Below are 17659 nucleotides of genomic sequence, written 5' to 3'. Positions count from 1 at the left end.
GCGGTCAGTCCTTCCCGAGTGCGTGGGCCAGCTGCTTCTTGTTCATCTTCGAGCGGCCCTCGATATTGCGGTGCCGGGCTTCCTCGTAGAGCTGGTCGCGGGTGAGGCCCCGCGGCCCCTGGCGATGGGCGCGCTGACCGCCGCGCCGCCCGGAGGACATGTCGGTGCGGGACAGCTTGCTCGACGTCGCCGACTCGCCCTTGCGGGCGCGTTCCTTGTTGACGGTGCGGGCCGCGATCTCCTCGGCCCGGTCCTCGCCGACGCCTCGCTCGCGCTGGGACTCCTTGATGTGCTCGTACTGACGTTCGCGCTTGGTGCTCCACGCTCGCTGCGGCATGACCGGTACCTCCTCGTGGCGGATCGGGTCTCGTTCATTCACGCGGTACCCGGCATCGATGCGGGGAAACAGGTCGACCGCCGTCAGTCCGCGGCGTGTACGCGCACCGACGAGGTCGCCGATGCCTCCTGCCACCAGGCGACGACACGGTCGACGACCGGTCCGGGACTGCGTACCCAGCGGATGTGGTCGTTGCTCGCCCCGGCCGGGACGTCCGCGCTGCGATAGTCCCACCGGGTGACGCGGTCGGGCGCGAACAGGTCGCGCGCGAACGCGTCGATGCCGCGGCGCGGTCCGAGGGTGTCGCCTTCGAGCGAGATCACCAGGGCCGCGGTGTCGATGGTGCCCCGCGCGGGAAACGGTGTGCGGCCGGTCAGCACCATCCGGGCCCATTCCCGCATCATCGTGCGGGCGCCGGGCGCGCCGAACGCGGGCGCGGGGAGATACCCGGCCACCGCGGTCAGCAGCGGTACCAGGGTGGCCATCACGGCGATGTCGAGTCCGCCGCGCCGATAGTGGCGGTAGTACGGCAGGCAGCCGCCGATCGTGACCAGGCCGTCCGCGCCGGAGCTGGTGAGCTCGAGGCCGGCGGCGAGCTGTGCGCCGAGGCTGTGCCCGAGCACGACGACCGGCCGGTCCGGCGCTTCGGCGCGGGCCGCGGCCACGGCCCGATCGATGACGTCGATCTCGTCCCGATAGGACCAGTCGTGCCCGCGCGCGGCGGGCAGCTCGCCCTGCTCGAATCCGCGCCGTGGCAGTGCCCGCGCGTTCCAGCCGCGCTCGGCGAACGCCGCGACGAGCGGGGTGTAGAAGCGCGAGCCGATCGCCATCGCCGGTGCGATCAAGACGATCGGCGCTGCCGTCGGCTGGGCGGCGCTGCCGTCGGCACGCGGGTCGTTCGGCCTGGTCATAGGGGGTGCTCCTCGGTGGATCGGCTCGGTCCGGCGGCCTCGGCTCCGTTGACGCCGGACACCACGGAGACTAATGTAAGCGCCGAAAACATTCGGCAGTGGGTCTGCTCTTCGTCGGCGATCCGGGGCGCGAACGTCCGCCCGTTCTCGATCGCCAAGACCTCGGCTGCCTGATGCCGCATCCGTCTGGGCACGACCGCATCAGGAGGAATGATGACGAAGGTTCTGATGGTGATCACCGCCGCGGACCGCTGGACATTGAACGACGGCACCGTGCATCCGTCCGGCTACTGGGCGGAGGAAGTCGCCGTCCCGCACCGGGCGTTCAGCCGGGCGGGCTGGGATATCACGATCGCCACGCCGGGCGGGAAGACGCCGACCCTCGACCGGCTGAGCGTGGGGATCGCGGGCGGTATGCCGTGGAAACGCCGCGAGGTGGAGCGGTATCTGGACAGTATCCGGACCGAACTCGACAGCCCGGTCGCCCTCGACGCCGTCGACGCGAACGACTTCGATCTCGTCTTCTATCCCGGCGGCCACGGCCCGATGGAAGACCTCGCCTACGACGCGACCTCCGGCGCGTTGCTCGCCGATCGCCTGGCCTCCGGTCGACCGCTCGCGCTGCTGTGCCACGCGCCCGCCGCCATCACGGCGGCCACCGGGCCCGACGGCGTCTCGCCGTTCGCCGGCCGCCGGATGACCGGGCTGTCCAACCGTGAGGAGCTGCTGAACCGGTTCGCGCGCAAGGCGCCGTGGTTGCTCGAGGACCGGCTGAAGGAGCTGGGCGTCGACTACTCGAAGGGCCGGATTCCGTTGCGGCCCTACATCGTGGTCGACGGCAATCTGTATACCGGGCAGAACCCGGGCTCGTCGGCGGACCTGGCCGATCGGCTCATTGCCGACCTGCCGCGTTGACAGTGCTTACATTCAAAGTTAACGTCGCTTACATCAACTACCGCGAGCAAGGGAGCTACGCCGATGTCAGCGACTCGTCAGGACACCGTCGAGGTGGACCTCGGTGGCCGGGTGGTCACCGTTCCGGAGGGCGGGCTGTACGACCGCTACCGGATGCAGACCGATCTCGACGAGGTCGCCCGCGATCCCCGGGTGAGCGGTGTCGACTATTTCCGGCGGCTGCCCAAGAATCGGGTCGACTCGCGGATCGGCGAGACCTACACCCCGAATTTCTACTACCGGATGGCCAGCGCACGGCTCACCATGCTGGCCCGGTCCAAGGCGATCCGGGCCCGGTTGCCCCGTGAGCTGGCACCGCTCGAGGTCGCGCCGGGGATCGGCCTGGTCTCGGCGATGTTCTTCCGCTACGACGTGTGCGATATCGACTTCTACACCGAGGTCGGCATCGGCGTCGCGGTGCGGCCCGCGCGTCACGGCAGGCTCGGCTTCGCCGACCTGCTCACCGGCCTCGACACCGATCACCTCGATTCCTACGTGTTCTCGCTCCCGGTGAGCACGCAGATCGCCCAGGTCCGCGGGCACGACGGCTACGGCTTCCCGAAGTGGGTCACCGAGGTCGACGTCGATATCGACGCCACCCGCACCACGGCGCGGGTCGCCGACGACAACGGTGACACCGACCTGTCGCTGTCGGTCGCCACCCCGGCGCAGACGAGCTACCGCAGCGGCGACCGGGTGTCGTCGCTGACGTCCTACACCACCATGGACGGCGCCTGGTTCGCCACGCTCAGCCAGATCAACCTGCTCTCGGCGGGCAGCGCGAGCTTCCCCCGCGGCGTCGACCTGCGGCTGGGGCGCGGCCGCCTGTCCGAGGATCTGCGCTCGCTCGCCCCGATCAAGACCGTCCGTCTCGATGTGACGACGGAAGGCCAACTGGCCCTGCACATGCCGGTCCCGACCTCCGTCCGGAGTCGCGCCGGCGACAGCTGAGGATCCGAACACCCGAGCAGAAGGAGAGCACGATGACGCAGATCGAGCCGGTTCTCGAGCCCGAGGCGGCGGAGTTCGCGAAAGCCACCGACACCCCACCGTTCCTGTTCCAGCTGCCGCCCGCCGAGGGGCGCAAGGCGGTCGACGAGGTCCAGGCGAGCGAGGAGGGCAAACCCGCGATCGACGAGGAATGGCTCACCGTCGAGGGTGGTCCGACGGGATCGGTGCGGGTCCGCATCGTCAAACCCGCCGGTGCGACCGGCACCCTCCCTGTCGTGTTCTACATCCACGGCGCAGGCTGGGTGTTCGGCAACGCGCACACGCACGACCGGCTGGTGCGCGAACTCGCGGTCGGTGCCGACGCCGCCGTCGTGTTCCCCGAATACGACCTGTCGCCCGAGGCGAAGTACCCGACGGCCATCGAACAGAACTACGCCGCCGCCCAGTGGGTGGTCGCGCACGGTGCCGAGAAGGGCCTGGACGCTTCCCGTTTCGCGGCGGTGGGTGACTCGGTCGGTGGGAACATGACCGCCGTCCTCACCCTGATGGCCAAGGATCGTGGCGACGTCCACATCACCCAGCAGGTGCTGTTCTATCCGGTGACCGACGCCGATTTCGACACCGGGTCCTACCGGCAGTTCGCCGAGCACTACTTCCTCGCCCGCGAGGGCATGCGGTGGTTCTGGGATCAGTACACCGAGAACGACGCGCAGCGCGCGGAGATCTATGCCGCGCCGCTGCGGGCCTCGCTCGACGAGTTGCGCGGGCTGCCACCGGCATTGGTGATCACCGGTGAGGCCGACGTCCTGCGCGACGAAGGCGAGGCGTACGCGGCCAAGCTGCGCGCGGCCGGTGTACCGGTCACCCAGGTGCGCTTCGGCGGGATCATCCACGACTTCGTGATGATCAACGCCATGCGCTCCACCCAGGCGGCGAACGCCGCCATCAAGCTGGCGCAGGACACCCTGCGCGCGGCACTGCACTGAACCCGTCCCCCTGCCGGGTTCGGCCGCGCGCCGAACCCGGCAGGCCGGGACGTCGACACCATGGAGTCCCACATGTCCCTCGACCACGCACCCCGACCCACGACCCACCGCGGCGCGGATCTCCCGTCGTCGCTGACGCAGGCCGTGATCCGGCGGCTGGCCGCGCGCATCACGGCCGCGCCCGATGCCGCGCAGGTCACCACCACCGTTCCGTTCACCGGGGCACCCCTGGCGACCCTGCCGGTCTCGACGCCCGCCGACGTCGAGGCCGCCTTCGCGCGCGCCCGCGTCGCCCAGGCCGGGTGGGCCGCCACCCCGGTGGCGGCGCGGAAGGCGATCCTGCTGCGATTCCACGATCTGCTGCTCGACCGTCAGCACGAGGTGCTGGACCTGATGCAGGCCGAGAACGGCAAGACCCGCCGCGACGCCTTCCTCGAAGTCACCGACATCGCGATCGCCACCCGGTACTACGCCCGCGGCGCCGCGAAGCTGCTCGCCCCGAAGCGGCGGCGCGGCGCGATTCCGGTGCTGACCCACACGACCGAACTGCGCCATCCCAAAGGCGTGGTCGCGATCATCTCGCCCTGGAACTACCCGCTGAGCATGGGTGCGGGCGATGCCATTCCGGCGCTGCTCGCGGGCAACGCGGTGGTGCAGAAGCCGGATACCCAGACCGCGTTGACCGCGCTGTGGGCGCTGGACCTGCTGCGCGAAGCCGGTCTGCCGGAGGATGTGTGGCAGATGGTGGTCGGTCGCGGCAGTTCGATCGGGACGCCACTGATGGACAACGCCGACTACCTGATGTTCACGGGGTCCACCGCCAGCGGCCGCCGGATCGCGCGTGACGCCGGAGAGCGCCTGATCGGCGCCTCCCTGGAGCTCGGCGGCAAGAACCCGATGATCGTGCTCGACGACGCCGATATCGCGCGGACCGCCGCGGGCGCCGTCTCCGCCTGCTTCTCCTCGACCGGACAGCTGTGTGTCTCCATCGAGCGGATGTATGTGGCCGAGTCGATCCGGGAGGAGTTCGTGGCCGCGTTCGTCGCCCGCACCGAGGCGTTGACCATCGGCGCGGCCTACGACTACAGCACCGATGTCGGCTGCCTGACCAACCGGTCGCAGCTGGACACCGTGACCGCGCATGTCGAGGACGCGGTCGCCAAGGGCGCGACGGTGCTGGCCGGTGGCCGTGCCAGGCCCGACCTCGGGCCGCTGTTCTACGAGCCGACGATTCTGACGGGTGTCACCCCGGAGATGACGCTCTACGACCACGAGACGTTCGGTCCGGTCGTCTCGATCCACTCCTTCGGCGACATCGACGAGGCGGTCGAGCGGGCCAACGCCACCGACTACGGCCTCAACGCCAGTGTCTGGACGCGCGACGGCGCCAAGGGCCGTGCGGTCGCGGCGCGGGTGCACGCGGGCACGGTCAATGTCAACGACGCCTACGCCGCGGCGTGGGGCAGTGTCGACGCCCCGATGGGCGGTATGGGTGACTCCGGCCTCGGCAGGCGGCACGGTGCCGACGGCATGCTGAAGTACACCGAGGCGCAAACCGTTGCCCACCAGCGATTCCTGGGCTTCGACGCGCCCGCGGGCCTGTCGCAGAGCGCGTGGGCCACCACCTTGACGACAGTGCTCAAGGGCCTGAAGCGGGTCGGCGCGCACTGAGCACCGGCCCTGCCCGGATCGCCTCAGGCGGGTGCGCGGCCCGGGAGTTCGAGCACCGCGAAGACGGTGGCGCGGACTCGGTCGTCGAGCGCGTCGGCGTCGAACTTGCCGTGCAGGTAGAGGAACGCGAGCCCGTGGACCAGTGCCCACATCGCGGTCGCGAGGGAATCCTCGTCGCCGTCGGGAAACACCTGGCGCACAATCGCTCTGACGTACTCGTGGATCGCGGTCGTGGCGGCCACGCGTTCCGGGCTGGTCGGATCGCAGGGGTCGGAGAACATCACCCGGAACAGCGCGGGCCGGGCCAGGGCGAAGCGCACGTAGGCGACCGCGATCGCGGCCAGGTCCTCGGACGTGCTCGGCGCCGGACTGGCGGCCACGAGCTGCTCGGCCAGGTCGCGGTAACCGACGGCGGCCACGGCCGACAGCAGCGCGTCCCGATCGGCGAAATGCCGGTACGGCGCGGCCGTGGACACCCCGGCCCGGCGGGCGGCGGCGCGGAGGGAGAGGTCCGCCGCGCCGTCCTCCTCGAGGAGCTCCACGGCGGCCCGCACCAGCGCGCTGGGGAGATCGCCGTGGTGGTACGAGGTGCTCGACTGTGCCATGGGATCAATTTAGCAAGTGTTGACAATGCTTACATCTATCCCTACCGTTGGCGCTCACGCGCGAATGTAAGCAGTGTCAATATGTGTGCGCGAAAGGAGCCATCGATGTCGAGTCCGGACCCGGGCGGGTTGTTCTCGCCGCTGCGACTGCGATCCGGCCACATCCTGCCGAACCGGATCGCCAAGGCGGCCATGGAGGAGGGGATGGCGGGCATCGGGCAGATTCCCGACGAGCGCCTGGTCGCGCTGTACCGGCGCTGGGGTGCCGGCGGCGCCGGCCTGCTGATCACCGGCAACGTGATGGTGCACGCCGAAGCGCTCACCGGGCCCGGCGGCATCGTCCTGGACGCGTACGCCCCGCTCGCGCCGTTCGTGGCGTGGGCGCAGGCGGGCAAGGCGGCGGGCGCGACGATGTGGATGCAGATCAGTCACCCGGGTCGGCAGGTGCAGGCGCGCATGCCGGGCGTGGTGTGGGGTCCCTCCGACATCGGGGTCGACCTCGGCCGTCATACCAAGCGATTCGGTCAGCCGGTGGCGATGACCGCCGGGCAGATCGACGACACCATCACGCGGTTCGTCACCACGGCCCGGCGTGCCGAGGAAGCGGGATTCGACGGCGTGGAAGTGCATGCCGCGCACGGATATCTGCTGTCGCAGTTCCTCTCGCCGCTGGTCAACAATCGCACCGACGAATGGGGCGGATCGCTCGAGAATCGGGCGAGGTTCCTGGTCGAGATCGTGCGCGGCATTCGCGCGGTGGTGGCGCCGTCGTTCGCGGTGGCGGTGAAACTGAATTCCGCGGACTTCCAGCGCGGTGGTTTCGACGCCACCGACGCGCACACGGTGATCGGCATGCTCGCCTCGACCGGGGTCGACCTCGTCGAGGTGTCCGGCGGGAGCTACGAGAGCCCGGCCATGTCCGGCCGACCCGTCGACGGCCGCATCGCCGCCCGCGAGGCCTACTTCCTGGAGCTGGCCGCCGACCTGGCCAGGACCAGCGCGCTGCCGCTCATGCTGACCGGCGGCATCTCCCGCCAGGAGACCGCACGTCGCGTCCTGGCCAACAAGGTGGAGGTGGTCGGCATGGCGACGGCCCTCGCGGTCACCCCCGACCTGCCGCGCCGCTGGCGTGACGGTCGCGAAGCGCCCCGGTCGATGAAGCCGGTGACCTGGACCGACAAGGCCCTGGCCTCGGCGACCGAGATGGCGATGGTCCGCTACCAGATGCGCCGCATGGCGACCGGGTCGGCGCCGGCCTTCACTGTCAGTCCGGCGCTGGCGATGATCGCCGACCAGCGCGTCCAGGCGCGCGCCCTGCGCCGCTACGCGCAGTGGCTCTCGTCGAAGCAGCGTCGGCAGACGATCGCGGCGGCCGCACGATGAGGGAGAACTCGATGACCGGACGGATCGTCCTGCTCGGCGTCACCGGCTACACCGGCGGGCTCGTCCTCGACGCGCTGCTGCGCCGTGGCCTGACACCCGTGCTCGCCGGGCGCGACGGCGCCGCCCTCGCCACGATCGCCGCCCGCGCCGGCGGTCTGGCGACCGTCGTCGCCGACGCCACCGACGCGGACAGCATCGCGCGCCTGGTGCGTCGGGGTGATGTGCTCATCAGCACCGTCGGCCCGTTCGAGCGGTTCGGCCACGGCGTGGCCCGCGCGGCCGCCGAGGCGGGCGCGCACTACATCGATTCCACCGGCGAGGTCGGATTCGTCCTCGACCTGCGCCGCGAGCTGCACGAGCGGGCCCGCGAGACCGGTTCGCTGATGCTGCCCGCGTTCGGCTACGACTATGTTCCCGGGATCCTGGCGGGCACGCTCGCCGCCCGCAAGGCTGGCTCGGAGTTGCGCGCAATCGACATCGGCTACTTCGCCAACGGCTCGCTGCGGCGCGGTCTCAGCCACGGCACCCGCAGCACCCTGCGCGACGGCCTGACGCTGCCGTCCGCGCGCCGACGCGGCGGACGACTCGTCGAGGAACGCACCGGATCCCGGGTCCGCGGCTTCGACATCGGGGGCAAGCGCAAGTACGCCACGCTCGTCTCCGGCACCGAGGTGCTGTTCCTGCCCACCGGTTTTCCCGCCCTGGACGAGATCACCGTCTACAACGGCTGGTTCCCGAGACTCAGCCGACCGCTCGTTGCGCTCTCGGCGATGGCCGCGGTCACGACGCGAATCCCGCTCGGCCGCGAGGCCATCGAGGTGCTGACCCGGCCGATGATCGGCCCGCCCGGTGGCCCCGATGCCGCCGAACGGGCTCGTACCCGCTCACAGGTCGTCGCCGTGGCATCCGGTGCGCACGGTCCGCTGGCCGAAGTGCACGTCGAAGGCCCCAGCGCGTACAGCCTGACCGGTGAACTGATGGCCTGGGCCGCCGAGCGGCTGGCGTCGACGCCACCGCACACGGCGGGGGTCGTCGGCCCGGTCGAGGCTTTCGGGCTCGGTCAGTTCGTGGCCGGTTGTGCCGAAGTCGGGCTCCGGCCGATCTGAGCCGTGTCCAGCCGTCAACCATCTGTGAGGAGACGACGCATGTCGCCGGATCTGGATCGTCTGTCCTTCGAGCCGCTGACGCCGGTCGCCTTCCTGGACCGGGCGGCCGACGCGCACGGCGACCGGATCGCCGTCATCGATGGCGGCGACCGATGGACCTACGCGCAGGTGCGGGAGCGGTGCCGCCGGCTCGCGGGCGCGCTCGGGCCGCTGGCCGAGGGGCGACCGGTGGCGGTCCTCGCGCCGAACACCCATGTGCTGCTGGAAGCTCATTTCGGCGTGCCCTGGGCGGGTGTCGCGCTCGTCGCCCTGAACACCCGCCTCGCCGCCGCCGAGATCGCCTACGTCCTCGGGCACGCGAAAGTCGGCGTGGTGGTGGTCGATCCGGTCTTCGTCGACCTCCTCGCCGAGGCGCTCGACGACCTGCCGGTGCCGCCCCGGGTGATCGTCGCGGACGAACGGTACGAACGGCTGCTCGCCGAGGCCACACCGTCGTCGGTCGTCCCCGCCGACGAGCGGTCGCTGCTGTCGATCAACTACACCTCGGGCACGACCGGCAAGCCGAAAGGCGTGATGTACCACCATCGTGGCGCCTACCTGCAGGCGCTGGCGATGGTGGGCCACACCGGTCTGTCGCCGTCGTCGGTGCACCTGTGGACACTGCCGATGTTCCACTGCAACGGCTGGTGTTTCCCGTGGGCCGTCACCGCGGCCGGTGGTACCCACGTCTGTCTGCCGAAGGTGGATCCCGGCGAGGTCTGGCGGTTGATCGCCGAGCAGGGGGTCACCCATCTGAACGGCGCGCCGACGGTGCTCTCGATGCTCGCCTACGCGCCGCAGGCGCATCCGGTCACGCCGCCGGTGCGGGTCGCGACCGGGGGAGCGCCGCCGAGCCCGGCCATCCTGCGCCGCATGGACGAACTCGGTTTCGAGGTGACCCACCTGTACGGGCTGACCGAGACCTTCGGCCCGGCGATGATCTGTGACTGGCGACCGGAATGGAACGGACTGGACGAGGACACCCAGTCGCGGCTCAAGGCCCGGCAAGGCGTCGGGAACATGATCTCGTGCCGGGCCAGGGTGATCGGCGCGTCCGGCGCCGATGTTCCCGCCGACGGCCGATCGGTCGGCGAGATCGCCCTGCGCGGCAACAACCTGATGCTCGGCTACCTCGACGACGAGGACGCGACCGCGGCGGCCGTCCCCGACGGCTGGTTCCGCACCGGCGACCTGGGTGTCGTCCACCCCGACGGCTACATCGAACTGCGCGACCGCAGCAAGGATGTGATCATCTCCGGCGGCGAGAACATCGCCTCCGTCGAGGTCGAACAGGCACTCGCCGACCACCCCGCGGTCCTGGAGGCGGCGGTGATCGCGGTACCGCACGAGCGATGGGGTGAAGTGCCCGCCGCGTATGTGGCGCTCAAGGAGGGCGCGAGCGTGACCGAGGGCGAACTCGTCGACTTCGTGCGGGAGCGGCTGGCGCGGTTCAAGGCGCCGAAGTCCGTGACGTTCGGGCCGCTGCCGCGCACGTCGACCGGGAAGGTGCAGAAGTATCTCCTGCGGGAAGCGGCCTGGGCGGAGGAGGATCGGCGCATCCGGTGAGCCCCCGGAGGGTCTTTTGCCCGCCCCCGCGCAGGTGTGGGAGGGTGGTGGGCGAAAGGAAGTACGTGACTGCGACGACGCACTCGACCGCCGCCCTCGGGCCGCGCGCCCTGGCCAACCGGCGACGCATTCTCGCCGTGGCCGGGGACGAGCTGCTGCGTAACCCCGCGGCGAGCATGGAGGACATCGCCGCCGCCGCGGGCATGGTCCGCCGTACTCTCTACGGACATTTCCCCACCAGGGAAGCGCTGATCGACGGCATGCTCGACGAAGCTTTCGAGCAGGTGGACCGGGCGCTGGACGGCATCGACACGGCGCACGCGCCCGCCACGGTGATCGCCGAGATGACCGTCGCGCTGTGGGCGGTCGGCGACGAGTTCCAGCTGCTGCTGCGCCTGGACGAAGCCGGGTCGCGCGCCCGGATGTCCGACCGGCTCGCGCCCGTCCGCACCCGGCTGGTCACCCTGATCGCCGCTGGTCAAGCCGACGGCACCTTCGCCGACCATCTACCGCCCGCCGCGGTCGCCCGGGTGCTCACGGCACTGGTGCTCGCGCTGCTGAACGCGCACAGCGACGGTGAGTGGGTCGACGCCGACGCCGGGCGCGACGCCGCCCTGGCCTGCCTGATCGCGGCCGGTGTCGACCGCGCCACCGCCGCGACGATCGCCCGGACCGCGGCGGCCTCGGCACCGCACTGACTGTGCCGCGGGCGGGCGACCGCTCGACGAATCACGCTGTCCGCGAACGGCTCCGACTGTGCTGCTCGGCACGAATTCGAGGCGCTGTGAGTCCCCCCACGAGTTGTTGCACAAGGTTGTGCAACGGGCGTAGTTTCACATCATCGTGCAATTGCACGCAGGTGTGAAAATATCGAAGGAGCGGGATATGACCAGCCAGGTGGCAACTGTGCAGATGGCGTACGCGACCCGGACCTCCACCGGGGGCGCCCCCGTCGACGCGTCCACGTGGACGCTGCGCGGAGTGGGCGCGATCCGCGTGCTCTACGGCCTCGTCCCCTTCGCCGCGCTGATCCTCGGGGTCGAGGTCGGCACCGGAATGGCCGTCCCCGTCGTCGTCGCGGTCGGCCTGGTCTCGGTCCTGCTCGGCCTGGCCACCGTCGCCCTGGCTCCGCGGCTGCTGGAGCGCGACGATGTGGTGCTGGCCTCGGTGAGTGTCGACGCGGTCCTCGTGGTGCTCGGCGTGGCCGCGCTGATGGTGGGCTGGGCCCAGTTCACGGTCGCCGCCGCCGCGGTCGTCCTCGGCGGGGTCGTGCTCGCGGCGCTGTCCGCGGCGGTGGTCGCGATCGTCACGGCGGTGCGCACCGCCTGATCCGCTGACGCGATGCGCGAACGGCGCCTCCGGGATTCCGGGGGCGCCGTTCGCGTTCCGCTGGTCAGGCCTCGCCGGCCGCGGCGCGGCCCGCCGCTCGTCCGGAGAAGACGCACCCGCCGAGGAAGGTGCCCTCGAGGGCGTTGTAGCCGTGCACGCCACCACCGCCGAAGCCCGCGGCCTCGCCCGCCGCGAAGAGCCCGGGAATCGGGGTGCCGTCGGCGCCGAGCGCGCGGGAGTCGAGGTCGGTCTGGATGCCGCCGAGCGACTTGCGGGTCAGGACATGGAGTTTCACGCCGATCAGCGGTCCGGCGGCCGGATCGAGGATGCGGTGCGGTGCGGTGGTGCGGGTGATGCGGTCGCCGAGGTAGCGGCGAGAATTGTGGATGCCCTGGATCTGGGCGTCCTTGCTGAACGCGTTGTCCACCTGGAGATCCCGGGCGACGATCTGCTCGCGCAGTCGATCCGGGTCGAGCAGCGGCCGGTCGGTGAGTGCGTTCATCTTCGCGACCAGGTCGTCGAGCGTGCCGGCGACCACCCAGTCGGCGCCGTGCCGCTTGAACGCCTCCACCGGCGCGGGAGCGCCCTTGCCGAAGACCCGTTCCCGGATCATCCCGACGCGGTTCTTGGCGGTGATGTCGGGATTCTGCTCCGACCCCGACAGCGCGAACTCCTTGGCGACGATCCGCTGCGTGGTGACGAACCAGGAATGGTCGTGCTCGGCCAGCTCGGGGGTGGTGCGCAGGTAGCGCAGCGTGCCCAGGGTGTCGTAGCCGGGCAGGTACGGGGCGGGCAGCCGACGGCCCAGCGCGTCGAACCACAGCGACGACGGACCGGGCAGGATCCGGATCGCGTGCTCGGGCCAGATCGGATCCCAGTTCCGGATGCCTTCGGTGTAGTGCCACATGCGATCCCGGTTGACCAGCCGGACTCCGGCGTCGGCGGCGATATCGAGCATGCGACCGTCGACATAGGCGGGGACGCCGGTGATCATGTGCGCCGGCGGCGCGCCGAGCCGCGCGGGCCAGTGTCGCCGGACCGTGTCGTGATTGCCGCCGATCCCACCGGTCGCGAGAACCACGGCGGCCGCGCCGAAGTCGAACTCGCCGACCACGTCCCGGGTGGACGGTGCGCCGCGTTCGGCGTCGTCGCCGGCCAGGATCGCCCCGCGCACACCGGTGACCGCGCCGTCGGTGAACACCAGCTCGTCGACCCGGTGCCGATGCCGGAAGGTCACCAGCCCGGCATCCGCGGCGCGGAGCGCGGAGTCGGTGAACGGCCCGACGACGCCGGTGCCGGTACCCCAGGCCACGTGGAAGCGGGGGACCGAATTGCCGTGGCCCTCGGCGCGCAGGTCGCCGCGCTCGGCCCAGCCGACCGACGGTACGAAGCCGATGCCGAGATCGGTGAGGTAGGAGCGCTTCTCGCCCGCGGCGAACTCGACGTAGGCGCGGGCCCAGCGGGCGGCCCAGCTGTCCTCGTCGTCGAGGCGGTCGAAGCCCGCGCTGCCGCTCCAGTCGTTCCAGGCCAGCTCGAGCGAGTCCCGGATGCCCAGCCTGCGCTGCTCGGGACTGTCGACCAGGAAGATCCCGCCGAAGGACCAGAACGCCTGCCCGCCGAGATTGGCCGCGTTCTCCTGGTCGACCACCAGGACACGCTTGCCCCGGCGGGTCAGCTCATGGGTCGCGACCAGGCCGGCCAGGCCCGCGCCGACCACGATGACATCGGCATCCATCCGGACTACCTCCACTCTCCGCAAAAGCTTCATTGCTGCATCGGATACATTAATGTATCTGATGGCGGGAGGTATCGTCGATCCGTGAACACGACCGAGACGGCCAAGCCACCCCGCGTGACCCGGCGCCGGGCCGAGACCAGGGCGCGCCTGCTCGAGGCCGCGTTCTCCGTGTTCGCCGAGAAGGGTTTCGGGCTGGTGCGCATCGAGGACGTGTGCGGCGCGGCAGGCTACACGCGGGGCGCGTTCTACTCCCAGTTCGACAGTCTCGAGGAACTGTTCTTCGTCCTCTACGACCAGCGCGCCACCCTGATCACCGGACAGGTGCGCGACGCGCTCGCCGCGATCGACGATCCCGCGGACGTGGCAGGCTTCGTCGACCGGCTGTCGGCCACCCTGCTCCTCGACCGCGACTGGCTCCTGGTGAAGACCGACTTCCTCACCCACGCCGCGCGCCGCCCCGACATCGCCGCCCGCCTGATCACTCACCGCGCCCAGCTCCGCGCCGCCATCGCCGACAAACTCGCCGCCAGCGGGTTCACCGTGCCCCCCGAACTGGGCTCGATCGCCGAACTGGCCCACTCGGTCGTCGCCGCCTACGACGGCGTCACCGTCCAACTCCTGCTCGACAACGACCAGCCCGCCGCCCGAGACTGGCTGGCCCGCCTGATCACCCGCCTCGGCATCGTCGCCCCACCCCGGGTCTGACGCGTCAACACAACTCGAGGTCAAGGGTGGCGCTGGCGGGGACCGCCGTCGTGGCTAGAGCTGGGTGTTGCGGCGGACCATTTCGGTGATCCAGATCGGGGCGTAGGGGGAGGTGCAGTTGGGTGGGGTGGGGTAGTCCTCGAGGACGCGGAGGGATTCGCCGATCGTGATCGCGCGGGGGCGTAGGGCGGGGTGGTGGATGCCGATGGTGGCCAGGCATTCGTTCATGGCCCATTGGAGGCGGTCGGGGGCGTCCTTCATGTGGGTCTCGATGAGGTCGAGCAGGTGGGGCAGGTCGAGTCCGTCCGGGGACTTCGCGACGCGGTCGCTGGTCAGTGCCCAGCCCGCACCGGCGACGACGGGGTCGGGGTCGGCGAACCAGGCGATGCGGAGTTCCTCGACGTGCGGGCTCTTCTTCACGAGGTAGCTGACGAGCCAATCGTGCACCTTGGGGACGCGGGCGTCGCGCAGCATGGCGTCGAGTTCGGCGGCGGTGTAGGACTTGGGGCGGCTGATCAGGATCGCGACGAGCCGGGCGGCGGTGTCACCGGTCGCCCACAGCTCGCCGGCCAGGTCGTGCTGGGTTTTGAGCGCCTTCGCCACTGCGCGGAGCTTGGTCAGGTTGACCGCGTGGTCGTCGCCGTGCCGGGTGTTGACGGCGAGGATCTTCGGGTCGGCCAGGGCGGCCAGCTCGGCCAGCACCTCGTCCACCGTGGTCTGGGGCGCCGAACTGGTCGTCACACCGGTCTCCTCGCTGGTCGGTTCCACTGCGCTGTCAGCGTACGTCCGGCGGCGGTCCCGACCTCGCCCACCCGAGGTCGGGACCGCAGGCTACCTGCCGCCCGCGCGGACCCGCAGATCGCGGGCGAGATGGTCGCGCTGTTCGATCACCAAGCGCCGCAACGCACCCGGTGCGTCGGCCTGCGCGCCGAGCCAGGCGTCCACCTGGTCGAGCGAGTCGGCCGCGGGAAAGAGTCCGAGGACGACGCGCCGCGCGATCTCGATACTGCGCTGCTCCCACACCTCCCGCAGCACCGCGAAGTACTCGTCGTCGTAGCGGGCGACGAGGTCGCGGCGCTGCCCGGCGCGGAACCCGTCGATGACGGCGTCGAGATGATCGTTGGTCAAGGTGGTGTCGCCGAGCGCCGCGGCCCACACGGCGGCCTTCACCTCCGGTTCCGGGCGGGCCGCCAGTGCCCGGCGATGGGCGGTCCGGCCGGAGGCGGTGCTGTCGCCGGTGAGCTCGGTGTCCAGGTCGGCCTCCGTGGCCGCGCCGGTCGCGGCCAGAGCGGTCCACAGCTGCCAGCGCAGATCGGGATCCAGTGCCAGACCGTCCGGCGCGGGTGCGTCACCGAGCAGGATCGCGCGGAGATCGGCGGCCCGGCGGCCGTCGACGGTGGCGGCGGTCGCGGTCGCCCGCGCCCACGCCAGCTGATCACCGGAGCCCGGTGCCGCGGAATGCAGAGTGGCCCAGCACGATTCCAGCCACTCGCCACGCCACCGCTCCCGGTCCGCCGCGGGCAGGTAGTGGCCGATGGCGAAGGAGGCGTTGGCGAGCACCGAGGCGAGCAGCGCCGTGTTGGATTCGGCGGGGGCGAAGTCGCGGGCCATTCGCAGATACCGCTCGACCTCGAGTTCGCCGTCGCGCGCGGCGTTCCACAGCGCCGACCAGATCAATCCGCGCGCCAGGGGATCGGTCACCCGGTCCAGCGACTTCTCCACGGTGGCCAGCGAATCGGTGTCCAGCCGGACCTTGGCGTAGGTGAGGTCACCGTCGTTGAGCAGGCGCAGCGGCGCGGGATCGAGGGCGACCGGCGTCCGCTCGGCGACGAGGTCGAGTTCCACCCGATCCCGGCGCACCAGATCACCCGCGGCGTCGAAGTCGTAGAGTCCGACGGCGAGCCGATGCGGCCGCGGGTCGGTCTGCACGATCGTGCCGCCGTCGAGCAGCAGCGTCGACATGCCGGTCGTCTGCAACCAGGCCCGGGCCCAGCCCGCCAGATCGCGGCCGGAATCCGCCGACAGCTCGGTCAGCAGATCGGCCAGGGTGGTGTTGCCGAACGCGTGCGTGCGGAAGTACCGGCGCACGCCGGTGAAGAACTCGTCGCGCCCGACATAGGCGACCAGTTGCTTGAGCACGCTGGCGCCCTTGGCGTAGGTGATGCCGTCGAAATTGAGCTTGGCGGCCTCGAGGTCGCCGATATCGGCGACGATCGGGTGCGTCGTCGGAAGCTGGTCCTGCGAATACGCCCACGCCTTCCGGCGATTCGCGAACGCCACCCAGGCATCGGTCCACTCGGTCGCCTCGGCACTGGCCAGCGCGCCCATGTAGTCGGCGAAGGACTCCTTGAGCCACAGGTCGTCCCACCACACCATCGTCACCAGATCGCCGAACCACATGTGCGCCATCTCGTGCAGGATGGTGTTCGCCCTGCCCTCGTACTGCGCGGCGGTGGCCGCGCCACGGAAGACGTAGGCCTCGGTGAAGGTGACCAGGCCCGGGTTCTCCATGGCCCCGAGGTTGTATTCGGGAACGAAGATCTGGTCGTACTTGCCCCAGGGGTACGGGTAGGCGAACTGCTCGGCGAAGAAGTCCAGTCCCTGCTTCGTCACCTCGAGGATCGTGTCGGCGTCGAGGTGCCCGGCGAGGGACGCGCGGCACAGGACCCCGAGCGGGACCGTGAGTTCGTCTCGCGTCCACGAGGATTCGACGCGGTGATACGGGCCAGCCGCGATCGCGGTGATGTAGGTGGAGATCGGCAGGGTGGGGGAGAACTCGACCCGCTGCCGGGCGCCCTCGTCCTCGATCGTCGCGATCGGCCGGTTCGACACCACCTCCCAGCCCGCGGGCGCTGTCACCACGAAGGTGAAGGGCGCCTTCATGTCCGGCTGTTCGAAGCACGCGAAGACCCGGCGGGCATCCGCTGGCTCGTACTGGGTGTACAGATAGGTCGCGCCGTCGGCCGGGTCGAGGAAGCGGTGCAGGCCCTCGCCCGAGCGGCTGTAGCGGCCGGTGGCGCGCACCACGACCGTATTCGCCGCGGCGAGACCGGGAATCGCGAGCCGCGAGCCGTCGTAGTCGACGGGCACGTCCTGCCCGTTCACCGTCACCGACTCGACCGACTCGCCGAGGAAGTCGAGCCAGGTCCGGTCCACGGTCGCGTCGAACTCGACGGTGGTCGTGGTGGCGAAGGTGTCGCCGCTGTGGTCGGCGGCGCCGGACAGGTCGAGATCGACGCGATAGGCGCGGACGGTGACCGCGGCCGATCGGGCGGCGGTCTCGGCACGGGTCAGGTTCGCGGTAGTCACGCGTCGATCCTGCCAGCCCGAGCGCCGCGACGCCGCCGGTCGGCGTCGCGGCCTCGATCAGGCGTCGCG

General features: G+C 70.8%; 16 protein-coding genes. 10 read left to right on the top strand and 6 right to left on the bottom strand.

The window, feature by feature from the left end:
* Nucleotides 1-4 precede the first annotated feature (4 nt).
* Together ACFVW6_RS16780 and ACFVW6_RS16775 are read right to left on the bottom strand one after the other, a co-directional pair.
* Nucleotides 5-337 carry a plasmid stabilization protein gene (locus tag ACFVW6_RS16780; RefSeq protein ID WP_378828371.1) on the bottom strand — a complete coding sequence of 111 codons (333 nt, stop codon included), beginning with the start codon at nucleotides 335-337 and terminating at the stop codon, nucleotides 5-7.
* Between the two features lie 83 nt (nucleotides 338-420).
* Nucleotides 421-1248, bottom strand: coding sequence for a serine aminopeptidase domain-containing protein (locus ACFVW6_RS16775; protein WP_378828369.1), 828 nt, complete (start codon nucleotides 1246-1248; stop codon nucleotides 421-423).
* A 213-nt stretch (nucleotides 1249-1461) separates the two neighbouring features.
* Here ACFVW6_RS16775 and ACFVW6_RS16770 point away from each other — a divergent pair, with 213 nt between their 5' ends.
* The 4 genes from ACFVW6_RS16770 (at nucleotide 1462) to ACFVW6_RS16755 (ending at nucleotide 5810) form a co-directional block, all read left to right on the top strand.
* Nucleotides 1462-2163: a type 1 glutamine amidotransferase domain-containing protein gene (locus tag ACFVW6_RS16770; RefSeq protein ID WP_378828367.1), complete on the top strand. Its 702-nt coding sequence runs from the start codon at nucleotides 1462-1464 to the stop codon at nucleotides 2161-2163.
* Between the two features lie 63 nt (nucleotides 2164-2226).
* Nucleotides 2227-3153, top strand: a complete 927-nt coding sequence (locus ACFVW6_RS16765; protein WP_378828364.1) for an acetoacetate decarboxylase family protein — start codon at nucleotides 2227-2229, stop codon at nucleotides 3151-3153.
* A gap of 32 nt (nucleotides 3154-3185) precedes the next feature.
* The gene (locus tag ACFVW6_RS16760; RefSeq protein ID WP_355272313.1) at nucleotides 3186-4139 is read left to right on the top strand and encodes an alpha/beta hydrolase; all 954 of its coding nucleotides are present in this window, start codon (nucleotides 3186-3188) and stop codon (nucleotides 4137-4139) included.
* A 72-nt stretch (nucleotides 4140-4211) separates the two neighbouring features.
* Nucleotides 4212-5810 (top strand): succinic semialdehyde dehydrogenase, encoded by a 1599-nt coding sequence (locus tag ACFVW6_RS16755; RefSeq protein WP_378828361.1) that lies wholly within the window; start codon nucleotides 4212-4214, stop codon nucleotides 5808-5810.
* A 23-nt stretch (nucleotides 5811-5833) separates the two neighbouring features.
* Here ACFVW6_RS16755 and ACFVW6_RS16750 read toward each other — a convergent pair whose 3' ends face one another.
* On the bottom strand, nucleotides 5834-6415 hold the full coding sequence (locus ACFVW6_RS16750; protein WP_378828359.1) for a TetR/AcrR family transcriptional regulator: 582 nt from the start codon (nucleotides 6413-6415) through the stop codon (nucleotides 5834-5836).
* A gap of 105 nt (nucleotides 6416-6520) precedes the next feature.
* Between ACFVW6_RS16750 and ACFVW6_RS16745 the strand changes: the two genes are divergently transcribed.
* The 5 genes from ACFVW6_RS16745 (at nucleotide 6521) to ACFVW6_RS16725 (ending at nucleotide 11838) form a co-directional block, all read left to right on the top strand.
* Nucleotides 6521-7798 carry an NADH:flavin oxidoreductase/NADH oxidase family protein gene (locus ACFVW6_RS16745; protein ID WP_378828356.1) on the top strand — a complete coding sequence of 426 codons (1278 nt, stop codon included), beginning with the start codon at nucleotides 6521-6523 and terminating at the stop codon, nucleotides 7796-7798.
* An 11-nt stretch (nucleotides 7799-7809) separates the two neighbouring features.
* The gene (locus ACFVW6_RS16740) at nucleotides 7810-8904 is read left to right on the top strand and encodes a saccharopine dehydrogenase family protein (protein ID WP_378828354.1); all 1095 of its coding nucleotides are present in this window, start codon (nucleotides 7810-7812) and stop codon (nucleotides 8902-8904) included.
* A gap of 39 nt (nucleotides 8905-8943) precedes the next feature.
* Nucleotides 8944-10509, top strand: a complete 1566-nt coding sequence (locus ACFVW6_RS16735; protein WP_378828352.1) for an acyl--CoA ligase family protein — start codon at nucleotides 8944-8946, stop codon at nucleotides 10507-10509.
* Nucleotides 10510-10574: 65 nt separating this feature from the next.
* Nucleotides 10575-11207 (top strand): TetR/AcrR family transcriptional regulator, encoded by a 633-nt coding sequence (locus tag ACFVW6_RS16730; RefSeq protein WP_378828350.1) that lies wholly within the window; start codon nucleotides 10575-10577, stop codon nucleotides 11205-11207.
* A gap of 187 nt (nucleotides 11208-11394) precedes the next feature.
* The gene (locus ACFVW6_RS16725; protein ID WP_378828348.1) at nucleotides 11395-11838 is read left to right on the top strand and encodes a hypothetical protein; all 444 of its coding nucleotides are present in this window, start codon (nucleotides 11395-11397) and stop codon (nucleotides 11836-11838) included.
* A gap of 64 nt (nucleotides 11839-11902) precedes the next feature.
* Here ACFVW6_RS16725 and ACFVW6_RS16720 read toward each other — a convergent pair whose 3' ends face one another.
* Nucleotides 11903-13573: an FAD-binding dehydrogenase gene (locus ACFVW6_RS16720; protein ID WP_378828346.1), complete on the bottom strand. Its 1671-nt coding sequence runs from the start codon at nucleotides 13571-13573 to the stop codon at nucleotides 11903-11905.
* Between the two features lie 84 nt (nucleotides 13574-13657).
* Between ACFVW6_RS16720 and ACFVW6_RS16715 the strand changes: the two genes are divergently transcribed.
* Entirely contained in the window at nucleotides 13658-14281 is a 624-nt protein-coding gene (locus ACFVW6_RS16715) for a TetR/AcrR family transcriptional regulator (RefSeq protein ID WP_378828344.1), read from the top strand.
* A 54-nt stretch (nucleotides 14282-14335) separates the two neighbouring features.
* Here ACFVW6_RS16715 and ACFVW6_RS16710 read toward each other — a convergent pair whose 3' ends face one another.
* Complete coding sequence (locus tag ACFVW6_RS16710) at nucleotides 14336-15022, bottom strand: DNA alkylation repair protein (RefSeq protein ID WP_378828342.1); 687 nt, start codon at nucleotides 15020-15022, stop codon at nucleotides 14336-14338.
* Nucleotides 15023-15112: 90 nt separating this feature from the next.
* Nucleotides 15113-17590, bottom strand: a complete 2478-nt coding sequence (gene pepN, locus ACFVW6_RS16705) for an aminopeptidase N (protein WP_378828340.1) — start codon at nucleotides 17588-17590, stop codon at nucleotides 15113-15115.
* Nucleotides 17591-17659 lie beyond the last annotated feature (69 nt).

The organism is Nocardia sp. NPDC058244, assembly GCF_042882065.1.
Taxonomy (GTDB): domain Bacteria; phylum Actinomycetota; class Actinomycetes; order Mycobacteriales; family Mycobacteriaceae; genus Nocardia.
The sequence above is the reverse complement of the archived record's forward strand: the minus strand, read 5'-3'. Positions and strand labels throughout refer to the sequence as shown.

Bases quoted from the DNA above. Each gene is read 5' to 3' on its own strand.
- ACFVW6_RS16780 (WP_378828371.1), bottom strand. From the start codon at position 337: ATGCCGCAGCGAGCGTGGAGCACCAAGCGCGAACGTCAGTACGAGCAC.
- ACFVW6_RS16775 (WP_378828369.1), bottom strand. From the start codon at position 1,248: ATGACCAGGCCGAACGACCCGCGTGCCGACGGCAGCGCCGCCCAGCCG.
- ACFVW6_RS16770 (WP_378828367.1), top strand. From the start codon at position 1,462: ATGACGAAGGTTCTGATGGTGATCACCGCCGCGGACCGCTGGACATTG.
- ACFVW6_RS16765 (WP_378828364.1), top strand. From the start codon at position 2,227: ATGTCAGCGACTCGTCAGGACACCGTCGAGGTGGACCTCGGTGGCCGG.
- ACFVW6_RS16760 (WP_355272313.1), top strand. From the start codon at position 3,186: ATGACGCAGATCGAGCCGGTTCTCGAGCCCGAGGCGGCGGAGTTCGCG.
- ACFVW6_RS16755 (WP_378828361.1), top strand. From the start codon at position 4,212: ATGTCCCTCGACCACGCACCCCGACCCACGACCCACCGCGGCGCGGAT.
- ACFVW6_RS16750 (WP_378828359.1), bottom strand. From the start codon at position 6,415: ATGGCACAGTCGAGCACCTCGTACCACCACGGCGATCTCCCCAGCGCG.
- ACFVW6_RS16745 (WP_378828356.1), top strand. From the start codon at position 6,521: ATGTCGAGTCCGGACCCGGGCGGGTTGTTCTCGCCGCTGCGACTGCGA.
- ACFVW6_RS16740 (WP_378828354.1), top strand. From the start codon at position 7,810: ATGACCGGACGGATCGTCCTGCTCGGCGTCACCGGCTACACCGGCGGG.
- ACFVW6_RS16735 (WP_378828352.1), top strand. From the start codon at position 8,944: ATGTCGCCGGATCTGGATCGTCTGTCCTTCGAGCCGCTGACGCCGGTC.
- ACFVW6_RS16725 (WP_378828348.1), top strand. From the start codon at position 11,395: ATGACCAGCCAGGTGGCAACTGTGCAGATGGCGTACGCGACCCGGACC.
- ACFVW6_RS16720 (WP_378828346.1), bottom strand. From the start codon at position 13,573: ATGGATGCCGATGTCATCGTGGTCGGCGCGGGCCTGGCCGGCCTGGTC.